Here is a 16,842-nt window from a genome sequence, read left to right on the forward strand (position 1 = left end):
TGTTGTGATAAGAGAGTCGAGTTTGGCTCTACAGGCTGCCTGTGCAACGCGTATCATGTGAGGCACTCTTATTGGCAATTCTTTTTAAGCAATCTTATTTAACAATGGAACTTGGTTATGGCTCGCGCTCCGATCGTCCTCGTCGATGGCTCTTCTTATCTGTACCGTGCCTTTCATGCGCTGCCGCCGCTAACGACCTCCAATGGTCAGCCAACGGGCGCGGTGAAAGGCGTGTTAAACATGCTCAAACGGCTGATTAAGGATTATCCCGAAAGCCCCATGGCGGTGGTGTTTGACGCGCCGGGCAAAACCTTCCGTGATGAGCTGTACAGCGACTATAAAGCGCACCGCCCGCCGATGCCCGATGACCTACGCAGCCAGATCGCTCCGCTGCACGCCTGCGTGAAGGCGCTGGGCCTGCCGCTGCTTTGCGTTGACGGCGTAGAGGCGGACGATGTGATTGGCACCCTGGCCCATCACGCCACCCAGGCGGGACGCGATGCAGTGATCTCCACCGGCGATAAGGATATGGCGCAACTGGTTAATGCCCATATCACTCTGGTGAACACCATGAAGGATGAAACCCTGGATGAGGCGGGCGTAGAAGAAAAATTCGGCCTGCCGCCCGCATTGATTATCGATTTTCTCGCTCTGATGGGTGACAAGGTCGATAACATTCCCGGTGTGCCCGGCGTAGGTGAGAAGACCGCCATTGGCCTGCTGCAAGGCATGGGCGGCGGGCTGGAGACCATTTATGGCGACTTAGAGCGAGTGAAAACGCTCACTTTCCGGGGCGCCAAAACACTGCCCAAGAAGCTTGAAGAGCATCGCGATCAGGCGTTTCTCTCCTATCAGCTGGCCACCATTAAAGTCGACTGCGAGTTGCCGGTGGGCTTGGATGATTTGGATATTGCTCATCCGGATCGCGAAGCGCTGGTCATCCTGTATAAAGAGATGGAATTCCGCCAGTGGCTGGGTGAGCTGCTGGAAGGCAAAGACGAAGGCGTGGATGACGTTAAAGGCGGCGAGCCTGCGCCCGTAAGCGCTGAGGAAGATGGTAGCGAGTCCGAGGGGGAGAGCGCTTCTGTGCACGCCTCTGTTCGTGACGATCAGGTCATCCTCGAACAGGCAGACTTCGAGCGCTGGCTGGATCGGCTGCAAAACGCCGAACGCTTCTGTTTCGATCTGGAAACTACCAGCCTTAATTACATGGATGCGGAAATTGTTGGCGTTGGCTTGTCGCTGGAAGTGGGTGAGGCGGCCTATATTCCGCTTGCCCACGACTACCTGGATGCGCCTAAGCAGCTTGACCGTAAAACGGTGTTGGCGGCGCTAAAACCGCTGCTGGAAGACCCGAAAAAAACCAAGATTGGCCAAAACCTCAAGTACGATATTTCCGTGCTGGCCAACTATGCGATTTCCGTGGCAGGCCCTTTTGCTGACACCATGCTGGCCTCCTATGTGCTCAATTCCACCGCCACCCGGCACGATATGGATTCGCTGGCGCTCAAGTATTTGGGTGAAAAGACCATCTCCTTTGAAGAGATTGCCGGTAAGGGCGCCAAGCAGCTGACCTTTAACCAGATTGCCCTGGAGCAAGCGGCGCCTTACGCTTGCGAAGATGTTGATATCACCCTGCGGCTGCAGCAAGCGCTGCGTCCCCAGGTCGAAAGCGAAGGGCGTCTGGCGGAGGTGCTGGATAATATTGAGCTGCCGTTGATCAAGGTGCTCTCGCGCATCGAGCGCAACGGGGTAGCGGTAGATGCCGAGCGCTTGCATCAACAGAGCCAGCAGTTAGAGCAGCGCATTGGCGAATTAGAACGCGAGGCGTTTGAACTGGCCGGGCGCGAATTTAATCTCGGCTCACCCAAGCAGTTAGGGCAGATTCTGTTTGAAGAGCAGAAAATTCCGGTGCTCAAGAAAACCCCAAAAGGCGCACCCTCTACCGCGGAAGGTGTGCTGGAAGAGTTGGCGCTGGATTACCCGCTGCCCAAGGTGATTATGCAGCACCGGGGGCTGGCCAAGCTGAAGTCCACCTACACCGATAAGCTACCGCGTTTGCTCAATAAAGCCACTGGCCGGGTACACACCAGCTATCATCAGGCGGTCACCGCGACCGGGCGGCTTTCGTCGTCGGATCCCAACTTACAGAACATTCCCATCCGTACTGAAGAGGGGCGCAAAATTCGTCAGGCGTTTATTGCCCGCCCCGGTTATCGCATTGTTGCCGCGGACTACTCGCAGATCGAGCTGCGTATTATGGCGCACCTTTCCGAGGACAAAGGCCTGCTGGAAGCCTTTGCCGAGGGGCGTGATATCCACACTGCTACCGCGGCGGAAGTGTTTGGCACTTCCCTTGACAAGGTGTCGGGCGATCAGCGCCGCAGCGCCAAAGCGATTAACTTCGGCTTGATCTACGGCATGAGTGCCTGGGGGTTGTCGCGTCAGCTGCATATCGAGCGCAACCAGGCGCAAACCTACATTGATCGTTACTTTGACCGCTATCCCGGCGTGGCACGCTATATGGAGCGCATTCGCTCGCAAGCGGCGGAGGATGGTTTTGTCGAAACTGTATTAGGGCGGCGGCTTTACCTGCCGGAAATTCAGTCGCAAAACCGCAACCGCCGCCAAGGCGCCGAGCGCACCGCGATTAACGCGCCGATGCAGGGCACTGCCGCCGATATTATCAAGCAGGCGATGATCGATGTGGATACGTGGTTAGCGGAAGGCGAGTTCGATGCGCTGATGGTGATGCAGGTGCACGATGAACTGGTGTTTGAAGTCGCCGAGAAGCAGGTCGAGGCCTTTATCGAGCAGGTGCAAAAACGCATGCAGGGCGCGGCTGAGCTGAAAGTACCGCTGATTGTAGAAGCGGAGAGCGGTGCCAATTGGGATGAAGCGCACTAATGCCTACTACCAACACCGCAAGCCTCGTTCGTTTACGCCTGCGTCTCTGAATGAGGAAGGGGGTGGATGGCATATTGTCGCAACAGTGCAATGCTTAAGTAAGGAATTGATCAAGATCAAATTGTTGGCTCGGGTGGAGGAATAGCCTATACACATCGCTTTGCCTGGGTTAGCACCTGTCTGTGGTTTCCCGGTGGGGCGAAAGGTGTGTTTAAGCTATCCATCGGGAGTCACTCATGGACATTGTTGAATTATCCAGGTTGCAGTTCGCCTTTACGGCGATGGTGCATTTCCTGTTTGTACCCTTAACGCTAGGGCTGTCGATACTTCTGGCGATCATGGAGTCGGTCTATGTCATGACCGGTAAAACCATTTATCGTCAGATGACCAAATTCTGGGGCAAGCTGTTTGGTATTAACTTTGCGTTAGGGGTAACGACCGGTATCGCCATGGAGTTCCAGTTCGGCACTAACTGGTCGTACTACTCTCACTATGTCGGCGATATTTTCGGAGCGCCCCTGGCGATAGAAGCCTTGATGGCGTTCTTCCTTGAGTCGACGCTGGTCGGGCTATTCTTCTTCGGCTGGGATCGCCTGTCAAAAGAGAAGCACCTGGCGGTTACCTGGCTCATGGCCTTGGCGACCAATATGTCAGCCCTGTGGATTCTGGTAGCCAATGGCTGGATGCAGCACCCCGTAGGGTCGGAGCTCAACCTAGCCACCATGCGTATGGAGTTGGTCAGCTTTGCAGAGGTGCTGCTCAACCCCGTCGCCCAAGTCAAATTTGTGCATACCGTGTCAGCGGGGTACGTCACCGGGGCGATTTTCGTGTTGGCGATTTCAAGCTGGTACCTGCTCAAGGGGCGTGAGATTGCCTTTGCGCGGCGCAGCTTTGCGATTGCTTCTGCCTTCGGGTTGGCCAGCGCGCTATCGGTCATTGTACTGGGCGATGAGTCTGGCTATGAGCTGGGGGACGTGCAGAAGGTCAAGCTGGCCGCCATCGAAGCAGAGTGGCAAACCCATCCCGCACCTGCGGCTTTCACGCTATTTGGACTCCCCAACGAGGCGGAACAGCACACCGACTTTGCCATCCGCATACCTGGCATGATGGGCTTGATCGCTACGCGCTCGCTGGATACCGAAGTGATGGGTATTCGGGAGCTTAAGGAAGAGCACCGCGAACGCATCGTCAATGGCCAGGAAGCCTACGCTCTCATGCAGCGCCTGCGCAGTGATGAAGAGCGCGAAGGGGATATGGCTCGGTTCGAGGAAGTGCGCAGCGATCTTGGTTATGGGCTACTGCTCAGTGCCTATAGCGACGATGTAGCCAATGCGACCACAGCCGAAATTGATCAAGCCGTTGAAGCGTCGATTCCCAAGGTTTGGCCGCTTTTCTGGTCTTTTCGGGCCATGGTCGCCGCGGGTTTTAGCATGCTGTTGCTGTTTGCGCTGGCCTTCTGGCATAGCGTACGTCGTCAGCCAGAGAAATCCCGGTGGCTACTTCGCTTCGCGCTGTTCAGCCTACCGCTGCCTTGGATTGCCTGTGAGGCGGGCTGGTTCGTGGCCGAATATGGGCGTCAGCCGTGGGCAATCGGCGAGATACTGCCGGTGCACTTGGCCATTTCCAGCCTGACGGCTGAGCAGGTGCTGTTTACCCTGATTTCTATTGGCGTCCTCTACACCATCTTCGTCATCATCGAAATGTGGCTGATGCAGCACTTTGCCCGCAAAGGGCCCTCCGGTAGCGGTTATCTGGATGATGACGCTGAGTCTGACTATCCAATTTCAACCCCAGCACGGGAGGCATGATGATGGACTACGAAACCCTTAGGTTTGTCTGGTGGGTGCTGATCGGCGTGCTATTGGTGGGCTTCGCGGTCACCGATGGTTTTGATATGGGCGTTGCCGCCTTGCTCAACGTTGTCGGGCGCGGCGATGAGGAGCGCCGGGTGATGATCAACTCCATGGCGCCTCATTGGGACGGTAATCAGGTCTGGCTGGTCACCGCAGGGGGCGCACTGTTTGCCGCTTGGCCTCCAGTTTACGCAACGGCCTTCAACGGCTTCTATCTCGCCTTGATGCTGACACTGTTCGCGCTTTTTCTTCGCCCCCTGGCGTTCGATTATCGCTCCAAGTTGGCAAATCCCACATGGCGCCGTCGTTGGGATTGGGGTTTGACGATCGGCTCCGCCGTTCCCGCGCTGATCTTTGGTGTCGCTTTTGGCAATCTCTTGCAAGGCGTTCCCTTCCAGTTCGATGACTATCTGCGCCTGGAGTATCAGGGCGGCTTGCTGGGCCTATTGAACCCCTTTGCGCTATTGGCCGGGCTGTTGAGCCTGCTGATGTTCGTCACCCACGGAGCGGCTTGGTTGCAGCTTAAAACCGAGGGCGAACTGCGCAGCCGTAGTGCGGCCATCGGCAGCCTGACAGCACTGATATGCGCGGCACTGTTCGTGCTGGGTGGGGTGTGGCTGCTCCTGGGCGTTGATGGCTACCAAGTGACTAGCGTAATCGACACCCAAGGGTACAACGATACTACCGGTAAAATCGTGGCGGTCAGTGCTGGCGGCTGGATGACCAACTACAGCCGCTTCCCGCTGTTGTGGCTACTGCCAATACTGGGCGTCTTAGGTTTTGTGCTCTGCGCGCTGACCATGAAGCTGGGACGCCATGCGCTGGCATTTACCAGTTCGGCTGTCGCCATGGCGATGGTGGTGGTCACAACGGGCGTTACGATGTTTCCCTTCGTGATGCCGTCGTCGCTGAACCCCAACCATAGTCTAACCATGTGGGATGCCACGGCGAGCGAGTTGACGCTCAAGATCATGTTTGTGGTGGTGTGTGTTTTCGTGCCGTTGGTGCTGCTGTATACCGCCTGGAGTTACTGGGTCATGCGTGGACGCCTGAACGAGCAGTTTATTCGTGATAACGACAAAGCGCTTTACTGAGGAGGGTATCGTATGTGGTATTTCGCCTGGATTTTGGGTGTCACGCTGGCGGCCACCGTCAGCATTCTTAACGCCATGTGGCTTGAAGTGAATGGCTATGAAGGCGAATCCGAGCATGAGCGGAGCGACTGAAGCCAATGACCCGCGGCAGCGGCTGAACCGCTGCCTTGCCCCACAACGCTGGTGGTTGCGGGGCGCCACGCTGCTAGCGATGATCGGCGTGGTAGTGCTGATTGCCCAGAGTTGGCTGTTGGCCACTATTTTTCACCATTGGTTACTGCTTTGGCAGGGTAGGGAGTCGCCGGGCCATCCGACGGTTTGGCTAGCAGGGCTGGCCATTTGCATGGTGCTACGCCCTTTTCTCCACGCTGGCCGGGAATGGCTGTCTCGTCAGGCCAGCCTGCGTGCTCGTGACGCCTTACGCAGCCAGTTATTAACGCAGCTTGGCCACCTTGGGCCGGTTAGGCGCCAATTTGGCAGTGATGGCGCCTTGGCCACTCAGGTGCTGGAGCAGGTGGATGCCTTGGACGGCTACGTTAGCCGCTATCGGGTACAGAGCTTGCTGGCGGTACTAGTGCCCTGCCTGATAGCGGCGGTGGTAGCGTTTTATAGCCCGCTGGCCGCGGGATTGATGCTAATGACCGCGCCGTTGGTGCCACTATTTATGATCCTGGTGGGACGTGCTGCTGCGGGTGCCAGTCAGCAGCAGTTCGTCGCCTTGGCGCGTATGGGGGGCCGCTTCCTCGACCTGGTTCGTGGGATGGCGACGCTACAGCGCATGGGAGCAACTGACCAAGCAGAGACCAAGGTCGCCCAGGCGAGTGACGCCTACCGTGGGCGTACTATGCGGGTGCTTAGACTTGCCTTTCTATCCAGCGCGGTGCTGGAGTTTTTTGCCGCGTTGGCGATTGCCTTGGTGGCGCTTTATCTCGGCTTAGGGCTGCTTGGCCTTTTACCCTGGGCGAAAGCCGAGGTGCCGGTGCCCTATCAGGGGGCGTTGTTTATTTTACTGCTGGCGCCCGAGTTCTATGCGCCGCTTCGCCAATTGGGCACAGACTATCATGCCCGGGCGGAAGCAATCGGTGCCATGCAGGCGTTGACGCCTCTGCTGGAAGCTGACACTTGGCAGCCTCAAGAGGCACCGCTACCCCCGGTAGCGGGAAACGTCGAGTCTTTCACCGTGGAGTGTAACGAGCTGAGTGTTCGGGGTGAAGGCGGTCGGCTTCGCCTGGCGCCGCTTAACCTCACGCTGGCGGCGCGGGAAAGGGTATTGGTGCAGGGCGAAAGCGGAGTGGGCAAGTCGAGCCTTTTGCATGCGTTGTTGGGATTTAGCGCTTACCAGGGCAGCCTGAAGGCGAAGGGTTGCGAACTTGCCCGGTGGTCCCGCGCCACCTGGCAACGCCAGCTTGGCTACCTTAGTCAGCAACCACCGATCCAGTCCGGCAGCATTGCAGATAACCTGCGCTTGGCGGCCCCGGATAAAACAGATCAAGAGCTTATTGAGGTTCTGAACCTGGTCGGGCTGTGGCCGATTCTGCTTCGCGGTAATGGGCTTGCCACGCAGCTGGGCGAGCGCGGACAGGGACTCTCCGGTGGCCAGCTGCAACGTTTGGGATTGGCGCAGTTGCTGCTTCGTGATGCAGCGCTCTGGCTATTCGATGAGCCCACGGCCCACCTTGATCCGGATGCTGCCTGGCAACTCAATGCATTGATCGGAAAGCTTAGCCGCGGGCGTAGCGTGCTTATCGTCAGTCACGAGTCGGCGGGCCTGGAGTGGGTCGATCGGCAAATTGAGCTGTCATCGAAAGAGGCCATCGCATGCTGCGGCTAAACAAGACACCTTCTGCAGAACAACCTCCCACTATCCGGCTGCGTGATTTGCTGTTGCTTCGGCGTGGCGGCTGGTCGCTGGCGTTCTTGCTAGGTGCCGCCACGCTGCTGGCTGTGATTGGCTTGCTGGCTATCTCGGGTTGGTTTATTACCGCGGCGGCGGTTGCCGGTACGATGACGGCGACCGCCTTCGGTTTCGACTATTTTCGCCCCGCAGCGCTGATTCGTCTGTGCGCCATTGTACGCACGGCCGGGCGCTACGGTGAACGCCTAGCGTCCCATGATGCCGCGCTAGGATTGCTGAAGGATCTGCGTTGTCGATTGTTCATGGCATTGGGGAAAAAGCCATTATTGCAGGCGGCTTCCAGTCCTTCTCACCACGGTACGGCCAACGCTATGCATTGCCTTGTGACCGATATAGACCAGCTTGATCAGGTGGTATTGCGGGCGCTCCTGCCCTGGGGCTGGGCCGGGCTAATGGTGGCGGTTGTCATGGCAGGACTTTACTGGCTGAGTGGCACCCTGATGTGGGCTGCTTTGCCGGGAGTGCTGTTAGCCTGGCTGGGGTTGCCGTTACTGGCGTTATGGCGTGGTATTGATCAGGCACGCCAGAGGGCCGAACTTGCTGAGCGTCGTCGGGTGGCACTGATTGAGCCCTTGGCAGCCATTACCTCATTAGTGCTGTGGGGGCGATGGCCAGAGATGGCCCAACGAGTGAAAAAATGGGACGCCGACTACTTGGCGCATCAGGAGGGCCAGCAACTGCTTGCCAGCCTGACCACCGCGTTGCAGCAGGTGGCGCTGGGAGCTGCCATCGTTAGTGTGCTATGGCAGGCAGAAGCGCTGTTAGCGGCCAGCCATTTGACGGTGCCAATGCTGTTAGCCGCCGTCTTGGCGGTCCTGGCATTAGGGGAAATATTGGCACCACTGACCCATAGTTTTCTTGCCTTGGACGCGAGCCTTGCCGCACGGAATCGCCTCAATACCCTGGCGGAAGGGGCGCCGAGGGCGCAAGCCGCTATTGAGGAGGCTGAAATCACACCGCCCAGCTGGCAGCTAAATGTCAGCCAATTAACAGCACGCCTGCCTGGAGCATTGGTGGGGCCGCAACGTATCAACCTGGCGTTGAAGAGCGGTGAAATACTCTGTTTACGTGGCCCCTCGGGGTGTGGCAAATCGACCTTGTTGCAGGTATTGGCCGGCGAGTTGCTGCCGCTGTCCGGGGAGTGTTGCCTTAATGGTTATCCCATTGAGCAGTGGTCAATGCACAACGCCGTCGGCTATCTGCCCCAACAGTGGGATTTGTTTGACATGAGTCTGGCGGAAAATCTACGCCTTGGTGCCCGTCATGCCGGTGATAGTGAGCTGTGGAGCGTTCTTGATGATTTGGCGCTAGGCACCTGGGCGCGAGGGTTGCCCCAGGGGCTTGAGACACCTTTGGGCGAGTATGGAGCAGCCGTCTCTGGAGGTCAGGCGAGACGTATCGCCCTGGGACGCGTGCTGCTGGCGCGACGGCCCATTCTGCTGCTCGACGAGCCGTTAGCCGGGCTTGACGCGGTAACTCGGCGTCATGTCGTCACCAGCCTTGTGCACCGCGCACAGCATGGGATTCTGGTTATTTCCAGCCACGTGCCATTAGAGCTGCCTGAAAGTCAGGTGCGTACCCTCTATATGCAGGAAGATGGTCGTCCCCGGCGCTTTCCGCCAGTGCCAGCATGTTTAGAAGCGCTATAACGCAAAACACCCGCAGTTGCGGGTGTTTCTAGCCTCTGCTTAGGCGTTTTTGCCTAGCGAGGTTCTTCCCTTAATGCGGGCAGGGGGCTTAACGCCAGCCGACGCGATCAAAAATGCGGATCGCTTCAGGGTTGTTCTCACCCAGTACGCTGATGTTCACGTCATCCGTTTTGAAGTTGCCCCAGGATTCCAGCACCGGGTCTTTCTTGATGCCGTCAACTACCGGGAACTCATTGTTGCCGGAGGCGAAAATTTCCTGAGCAGTGTCGGAAGACAGGTATTCGAGGAAGCGAATGGCGTTTTCGCGGTTAGGCGCACCTTCCACCACACCGGCTCCGCCAACGTTCACGTGAGTGCCGCGGTCATCCTGGTTGGGGAAAATAATCCCCACTTTGCGAGCCGCTTCACGCTCGGCGTCGTCGTCGGATTTTAGCAGGCGAACATAGTAGTAGTGGTTAGCCACGGCGATGTCACACTCGCCGCTGGCCACGCCCAGAATCTGGTCGGTATCGCCACCTTCCGGATCCCGCGCCATGTTATTGACCACGCCCTGGGCCCACTCTTCAGCACCCTCTTCGCCGTGGTGCTCGATCATTGCGGCCAGCAGCGACTGGTTGTAAATGTTGTTGGAAGAACGAATGCACACCTTGCCTTCAAACTGCGGGTCGGCAAGGTCTTCGTAGCTAGTGATCTGGCTCGGATCGAAGTTTTCACGGTTATAGAAAATAACCCGTGCGCGCTGACTAAAGCCGAACCACAGGCCGTCAGGGTGGCGCATGGCTTCGGGCAGGCGCTCGTTGAGAACGTCCGACTCGACGCTTTGGAAGATGCCTTCATCTTCAGCGCGCCAGAGGCGGCCAGCATCGACGGTGAGCATGATGTCTGCAGGGCTGGCCACACCTTCGCGCTGAATGCGCTCGATCAGTTGATCGGAGTCGCCTTCAAGGATGTTGACTTCGATGCCTGTCTCTTCGGTGAACGCATCGTACAGGCGCTCGTCAGAGTCGTAGTGGCGTGCGGAGTAAAGGTTGAGCTCGTCTGCCACGACCTGACCGGCAAACGTAGCGCCCACCATCATCGCTGCCATCGGAGCAACAAAGCGTACGGTTTTCATCAAGCACATCCTTATTTATTGAATGATAATAAGTTACATTATTAACATTGTTATTGAAGCGTTTCGTATGCCTTCAGTCAAGAGCAAATGCCTACCCAAAAGGTGGTACGTGCATATCGGGGCAATTAAAAATAGAATGCAAACAACTTTCAAATGTACTGAATCCGCGTTTAGTCTTTTAGAGGTGCGGTTTGCTCACCTGGAAAGTGCTATTCAGACAGTGCTAATTAATAGCGGTGATTTATGACGGCAACTCTAAAGGTAACTGAAAGAAGGGCTGCTGAGGCAGCGCCTGGCTCTTCGGCGTTAACCCTGCGTAATGTACGCCACGCTTATGATGGCCATACGGTTGTAAAAGGGGTGGATTTAAGCGTTGCTCCAGGCGAGGTGGTCTGCCTATTGGGGCCCTCTGGTTGTGGCAAAACAACGCTGCTGCGTATCGCTGCGGGCCTTGAAGTGCTGCAAGAGGGCAGCGTTTCCTTAGAGGATATTTATATTGCAGGCCCGGGCCAGCGTCACGTGCCGCCTGAGAAACGCAATGTCGGGCTGGCGTTTCAAGACTCGGCACTTTTCCCCCACTTAACCGTTTTGGAAAATGTCACCTTTGGACTTAAACATTTAGCTTCTCGCGAGCGTCGGGAGCGGGCGGCCAAACTGCTTGAGCAGTTGGGTATGGCTGCGTATATCGATGTTTACCCGCATATGCTTTCAGGGGGGCAGCAGCAGCGGGTGGCCCTGGCACGGGCGCTGGCGCCATCTCCGCGCTTAATGCTGTTGGATGAACCGTTTTCAAGCCTTGATGCGCGGCTGCGAGACCGAATCCGCGACGATACGCTGCACGTGCTTAAAAAAGTCGGCGCGGCGACGTTGCTGGTGACCCATGACCCCGAAGAGGCCATGTTTATGGCCGATCGCATCGCGCTAATGCGGGATGGCCGGATCGTGCAAACGGGAACGCCGCGAGAGCTTTACTGCTCACCTCAAGACCCTTTTGTCGTGACCTTTTTTGGCGACGTCAATGAACTACAGGGCAAGGTGCATAACGGCGCGGTTAACACGCCCGTGGGGCGGGTGCCGGCCGGTGGGCTAGCGGAAGGCAGCGACGCCCAGGTCATGATTCGCCCTGAGGCGCTGCGTATTGTTGAGCGTGAACTGCCTGCGGATGAGCACCGCCATAGCCATGTGGTAATGGCGAAGCTGCTGGGGCGCACCAGCCTGCTACACCTGTGTGCCCATGGTGGAAACGGCCTTGAGGCCCACCTGCACGCCCGCGTACCTGGGGTGTTTTTACCCGCGGAGGGGCAGCCGGTGGATATCCACCTCGACCTTTCACAGGTATTTGTTTTTCCCCTTGTGGCCTAGCAATTAGTGCTTGGCAATTAGTGCTTGGCATTTAGCTTTTACGACTGAGCGCCGGGACGTGAGCGGCGCATGGCCATGCTAAGCAGAATGACCGGCAGGATGCCCACTACCACAATTGCCAATGACGAGGTCGATGCTTCGGCCAATCGCTCGTCAGAGGCGAGATTATGCGCCCGCACGGCCAGGGTGTCGAAGTTGAAGGGGCGCAGAATAATCGTCGCGGGCAGTTCCTTCATGACGTCAACGAAGACTAAAATTCCCGCCGCCAACAGGCTGCTGCGCATCATTGGTGTATGAATATGGCGCAGCGTGCCCCCCGCCGTTTGACCCAGGGTGCGCGAGGCGGCATCCATGCTGGGGGTCACTTTGCCTAAGCTCGCCTCAACGGCATTGAACGAGACAGCTAAAAAGCGCACGACGTAGGCGTATAGCAAAATAAACGCCGACCCACTGAAGACCAGGCCAACGATGTAGCCATAGTGATTATTCAGCCAGGTGTTGAGGGCGTTATCCAACCAGGCAAACGGAATCAGAATACCCACCGCGACTACTGAACCGGGAATCGCGTAGCCCATAGAGGCTACGCGAGAAGCCACCCGCGCAAACGTCGTATCGTGCATGCGTACGCCGTAGCTCAGCACAACGGCCAAGCCCACGGCGATTAGCGCAGCCACTGTTGCCAACCCCAGACTGTTCCAGGCGTAGCCAATAAATCGCGAGCCCCAGAGCGAATCGCCCCCTTGCAGGGCTAGATTGAGCAGAATGCCGCTGGGCAGTAAAAAACCCACCAGCACCGGCACCAAGCAGGCTAGTGTCGCCGCAGCAGCGCGCCAGCCGTGCAGCGCGTACTCGGGCAACTGCTGATAGCGATTGGTGGTGTGGAAGTAGCGGCGCTTACCCCGTGACCAGCGTTCCAGCAGCACTAGCACAATCACGAAGGTGAGCAGGCACGCCGCCAGCTGCGCCGCCGCTACTTGTTCACCCATGCCAAACCAGGTGCGGTAGATGCCGGTGGTAAAGGTATCCACGCCGAAGAACTGAACCGCCCCAAACTCGTTAAGTGTTTCCATCAGAACCAGCGATACCCCACCCACCAGCGCCGGGCGTGCCAACGGTACGGCGATACTGGCAAACAGTTTCCAGGGGCCGCGGCCAAGAGTGCGGCCCACATCCAACACGCAGACCGACTGCTCTAAAAACGAGGCGCGGGCCAGCAGGTAGACATAGGGGTAAAGCACCAGGGTAATCACCGTCGCGGCGCCACCAAGGGAGCGAATATTGGGAAAGTAGTAGTCGCCATACTCCCAGCCAAATGTCTCGCGTAGTAGGCTTTGTAACGGCCCAGCAAATTGGAGAAAGTCGGTGTAAGCGTAGGCGATAACGTAGGTGGGTACTGCTAACGGCAGCAGTAGCGCCCACTCGAATAGCCGCTTGCCGGGAAAGCGGCACATGACCACCAGCCAGGCCGTCCCGGTACCGATGATAAGCGTGCCGAGTCCTACGGTCACAACGAGCCAGAAGGTGTTGTTCAAATAACGGCCAAGTACGGTGCTGGCCAAGTGTTGCCAAACGCCATCGGTGGGCATTGCGATATGGGCAAATACCACCAGCACAGGCAGCGCCACTACGAATGCCACTGCTATCAGGGCAATCGACCAGGGGCTAGCGCGACGGCTAAGTGAAGAGGAGAAGGCGAATAGCCCGCGATAGCTGGATCTGAGCAAGCGAACACTCCTTGCCTTGACTAAAAGCAGTAATAGAAAGCCGGAAAGTAGCGCAGCACACTTAATGCGAAACTCAATACGAAATAGTGACGGGCGTGAATAGTAGCACTGGCGCTGCGCTGCTGCAGCTTTGCAGGCGGGTAGGTGGTGCAAAAAAGCCCGCCGAAGCGGGCCATAATGGTTGGACGTTAAGCTTTAAGTTCAGAGGGCCTAGTAACCGCCCAACAGCATTCTAGGCAGGCCGGTAATCAACCACGGGAAGAACGCCATTAGCGTACAGGCCAGCAGAATCAAGGCGACGAAAGGCACGACCGCTTTGTACAGATCGACGATTTCGACCCCAGGTGGTGCCACGCCTTTTAAGTAGAACAGCGCATAGCCAAAGGGCGGGGTCAGGAACGATGTCTGCAGTACTACCGCCACCATCACCACGAACCAGAGCATATCCACGCCCATGGTTTCGACGATGGGCAGCATGATCGGGAAGCTCAGTAGTACGATGCCGGTCCAATCCAGGAACATGCCCAGGATAAATACCAGGAACAGCATCAGGATCAGTGCCCCAATGGTGCCGCCAGGCATTGCCAGCACAAGGTCGCTAATCACGGTCATGCCGCCACCACGCGAGAACACACCGGTAAAGGCCGTGGCACCGACGAGTACCAGCATGACCATGGTGGTGGTCTTGCCCGCCTCTATCATCGTCCAGAAGCAGGTGCTGATTTTGCGGTCGCCGAAGATCATAAACAGGATAAAGGCGATAAAGACGCCGATAGCGGATGCTTCAGTGGCGGTGGCGACGCCGGTAAATAACGCGCCCAGCACGCCCAGGATCAACGACATGGGGGGAAGCACATACTTGGCCAGCATGATCAGCAGTTGTTTAGTGCTGACTTCGGCGCGTTCTTCGGCTGGTACCTTAGGGCCATAGTGCGGTTTGATGTAGCAGATGATCAGTACGTAGAGTGCATACATGACCCCAAGTAGCAGGCCGGGAATCAGCGCGCCAGCAAACAGTGCGCCCACGGAAACCGGTGAGTAGCTGGCCATCAGAATGAGCATGATGCTGGGCGGAATCAAGATGCCTAAGCAGCCGCTGGCCATAATAACGCCTGCGCTCAGCTCTTTGTTGTAGCCATACTTGAGCATCGGCACCAGAGCAATCATGCCCATTACCGCAATTGAAGCGCCAACAATACCGGTGGTAGCCGCTAGCAGCACCGACACAATGACCACGGTAAGCGCCAAGCCACCGCGCAGGTTGGCCAGCAATAGGCGCATGGCGTCAAACATCTTCTCAGTAACACCAGAGTCGTTTAAGAACCTCGCCATCAATATGAATAGCGGTATCGCGACCAGGACATAGTTATCCATGGCGTTACCGAAAATATTGTTGATCAGGGTGCCGAGAATGCGCTCGCCGGGGCCAAGAAAGGCACCGATAACGGCTACACCTCCTAGCACAAACGCCAACGGGTGGCCCATAAACAGCCCCACCATCAGGCCGCCAAACATCACCAGCGTGAGTACTTCAGGACTTAGGTTCATGCTGATGCCTCCTCACGAAGCTGCATGATGGCACGCAGCACAATGGCAATTGCCTGCAGCAGAATCAGGATAGCGGCGACCACAATCACCCCTTTGATCGGGTAGACCGGGATTGAGACCATGCCATAGGTGGTTTCACCGCGGCTCCAGGCGCGTTCAAAGAAGCTCCAGCCCAGGGTGATCAGCATCCAGATAAAGGGGACAAAGAAAATCAGGTAACCAAGCACTTCAAGCACCGCTTGCTTTTTGCGCGACAGCAGACGTTTTAATATATCGACTTCCACGTGGGCATGATGTTTGAGCCCATAGGCCGCCATTAGCATAAAGTGGGCGCCAAACAGCATTTTGGTCACGTCAAATGCCCAGTCGCTAGGGCGCCCAAACAGAAAACGTGACGCAATGTCATAAAGAACAATCAGGGTAATGATGGCAATCAATGGAGCGATGACACGCCCAAAAGCTTCATTGATGGCATCGATCGCCTTGGCAATCGCATTCATGGAAGATCTCCGCGGTCAGCACAAAAAAACCGCCCTGGCAAACACCAAGGCGGCACAGAAGCGCCTTACAGGCAGGCTTCGATCTCTTCCAGTGAGGGCAGGTTATCCATCACGCGACTCATGTTGAAAGGAGCGGAAACATCGCGCCAGGTTGCGTAGTGCTCAAGGTAGGCAATCATCGACTGGTAGACTTTAGCGTGGTCAGCAGATTCGCAAGCACCGCGCAGAATCACTTCGTTGGTGACTTCCTGAATGCGCGCCAAATCTTCTTCAGAGAACTGATTGATCGTGACGCCTGCGTCGATGAACTTCTGTGTGGCTTCGGTCGACTGGCGCTCAGACCAGGCTAGTGACCATGCCATGGTGGCATCCGCCGCAATACGCAGAGTCTCTTGGGTCTCTTCTGAGAGGGCGTCCCAGGCGTCTTTATTGATCATTACGCCAAATACGCTGGCAGACTGGTGCCAACCGGGGGTTGCCCAGTAGTCCGCCACTTCGGCAAAACCGGCATTGAAATCAACGCCAGGGGTGGAGAATTCACCCGCATCGATAACGCCGCGTTCAATGGCTTGGTAGACTTCACCACCCGCCAGAGTGACTTGCGAGCCGCCCAGCTCTTCGAGTACGCGGCCCTGGTCGCGGCCCGAAAGGCGCAGACGCTTGCCTTCCAGGTCGGCAATGCTTTCAATCGGGGTGCGGCCCATAAAGCCCGACTCATTGTTGGTAATGCCGTAAGGCAGATAAACCATGTTGAACTGGCCGTAGATCTCTTCGTACAGCTCGCGGCCGCCCCACTGCTGAATCCAGTTAAGGTAATCAACGCCATTAAACAGGCTGGTGGTCGTGGCCAGTGGTGAAAAAGCGGGGTTCAAGCCGGCCCAATAGCCCGGCCAGTCGCCTGCGGCTTCAATGCTGCCCGTTTCGGTGGCGTCAAATACTTCTGTGCCGGGCATCAGCGTACCGCCTGCGCGGAAATTGATCTGTAGCTCTTCTCCCGCCAATTGATTGACCAGTTCCACCCAGTGCTGGTCAATCTTGATCAGGTCAAGGTTTTCCGGCCAGGTGCTGGTCATTGTCCACTCTTCTTGTGCTTGGGCGGTGGTCGTTAAGGCAGCGAAGGCAATACCAGCGGCAAGGCCGGTGAGGGCAAATTTGTTCATTGTTTTCATGATGTAT

The 16,842-nt window shown here is 57.0% G+C and carries 12 protein-coding genes; 7 read left to right on the forward strand and 5 right to left on the reverse strand.

All coding sequences use genetic code 11. The features are described from left to right. Nucleotides 1-117 precede the first annotated feature (117 nt). The 6 genes from polA (at nucleotide 118) to cydC (ending at nucleotide 9,418) form a co-directional block, all read left to right on the forward strand. Complete coding sequence (gene polA / locus E0L35_RS05150; protein ID WP_138799839.1) at nucleotides 118-2,907, forward strand: DNA polymerase I; 2,790 nt, start codon at nucleotides 118-120, stop codon at nucleotides 2,905-2,907. A 236-nt stretch (nucleotides 2,908-3,143) separates the two neighbouring features. Continuing rightward, on the forward strand, nucleotides 3,144-4,715 hold the full coding sequence (locus tag E0L35_RS05155) for a cytochrome ubiquinol oxidase subunit I (RefSeq protein WP_138799840.1): 1,572 nt from the start codon (nucleotides 3,144-3,146) through the stop codon (nucleotides 4,713-4,715). Beyond that, on the forward strand, nucleotides 4,712-5,854 hold the full coding sequence (gene cydB, locus E0L35_RS05160; protein WP_138799841.1) for a cytochrome d ubiquinol oxidase subunit II: 1,143 nt from the start codon (nucleotides 4,712-4,714) through the stop codon (nucleotides 5,852-5,854). Before E0L35_RS05155 ends, cydB begins: the two co-directional genes overlap by 4 nt. 12 nt (nucleotides 5,855-5,866) lie before the next feature. Further along, nucleotides 5,867-5,986, forward strand: a complete 120-nt coding sequence (gene cydX, locus E0L35_RS05165; protein ID WP_051052215.1) for a cytochrome bd-I oxidase subunit CydX — start codon at nucleotides 5,867-5,869, stop codon at nucleotides 5,984-5,986. Continuing rightward, the gene (gene cydD / locus E0L35_RS05170; RefSeq protein WP_249362095.1) at nucleotides 5,970-7,685 is read left to right on the forward strand and encodes a thiol reductant ABC exporter subunit CydD; all 1,716 of its coding nucleotides are present in this window, start codon (nucleotides 5,970-5,972) and stop codon (nucleotides 7,683-7,685) included. The genes cydX and cydD overlap by 17 nt, the downstream gene beginning before the upstream one ends. Then, a complete protein-coding gene (cydC, locus tag E0L35_RS05175) occupies nucleotides 7,673-9,418 on the forward strand; it encodes a thiol reductant ABC exporter subunit CydC (protein WP_138799843.1) in 1,746 nt (581 codons plus the stop codon). Before cydD ends, cydC begins: the two co-directional genes overlap by 13 nt. 88 nt (nucleotides 9,419-9,506) lie before the next feature. On the opposite strand, the gene E0L35_RS05180 is transcribed toward cydC, so the two are convergent. After that, the gene (locus tag E0L35_RS05180) at nucleotides 9,507-10,532 is read right to left on the reverse strand and encodes a Fe(3+) ABC transporter substrate-binding protein (protein ID WP_022522061.1); all 1,026 of its coding nucleotides are present in this window, start codon (nucleotides 10,530-10,532) and stop codon (nucleotides 9,507-9,509) included. A gap of 243 nt (nucleotides 10,533-10,775) precedes the next feature. Between E0L35_RS05180 and E0L35_RS05185 the strand changes: the two genes are divergently transcribed. Continuing rightward, nucleotides 10,776-11,894, forward strand: coding sequence for an ABC transporter ATP-binding protein (locus E0L35_RS05185; RefSeq protein ID WP_022522062.1), 1,119 nt, complete (start codon nucleotides 10,776-10,778; stop codon nucleotides 11,892-11,894). 38 nt (nucleotides 11,895-11,932) lie between these two features. Here the strand turns inward: E0L35_RS05185 and E0L35_RS05190 are convergent, their stop codons facing one another. The 4 genes from E0L35_RS05190 to dctP form a co-directional block, all read right to left on the reverse strand. Next, on the reverse strand, nucleotides 11,933-13,618 hold the full coding sequence (locus tag E0L35_RS05190; RefSeq protein WP_022522063.1) for an iron ABC transporter permease: 1,686 nt from the start codon (nucleotides 13,616-13,618) through the stop codon (nucleotides 11,933-11,935). Nucleotides 13,619-13,828: 210 nt separating this feature from the next. Continuing rightward, entirely contained in the window at nucleotides 13,829-15,166 is a 1,338-nt protein-coding gene (locus tag E0L35_RS05195; RefSeq protein ID WP_009288578.1) for a TRAP transporter large permease subunit, read from the reverse strand. Further along, nucleotides 15,163-15,666 (reverse strand): TRAP transporter small permease subunit, encoded by a 504-nt coding sequence (locus tag E0L35_RS05200; protein ID WP_138799844.1) that lies wholly within the window; start codon nucleotides 15,664-15,666, stop codon nucleotides 15,163-15,165. The genes E0L35_RS05195 and E0L35_RS05200 overlap by 4 nt, the downstream gene beginning before the upstream one ends. 65 nt (nucleotides 15,667-15,731) lie before the next feature. Continuing rightward, complete coding sequence (gene dctP, locus E0L35_RS05205; RefSeq protein WP_009288576.1) at nucleotides 15,732-16,835, reverse strand: TRAP transporter substrate-binding protein DctP; 1,104 nt, start codon at nucleotides 16,833-16,835, stop codon at nucleotides 15,732-15,734. Nucleotides 16,836-16,842: the final 7 nt, after the last annotated feature.

The organism is Halomonas sp. ATBC28, from assembly GCF_005937175.1.
Classification (GTDB): domain Bacteria; phylum Pseudomonadota; class Gammaproteobacteria; order Pseudomonadales; family Halomonadaceae; genus Vreelandella; species Vreelandella titanicae.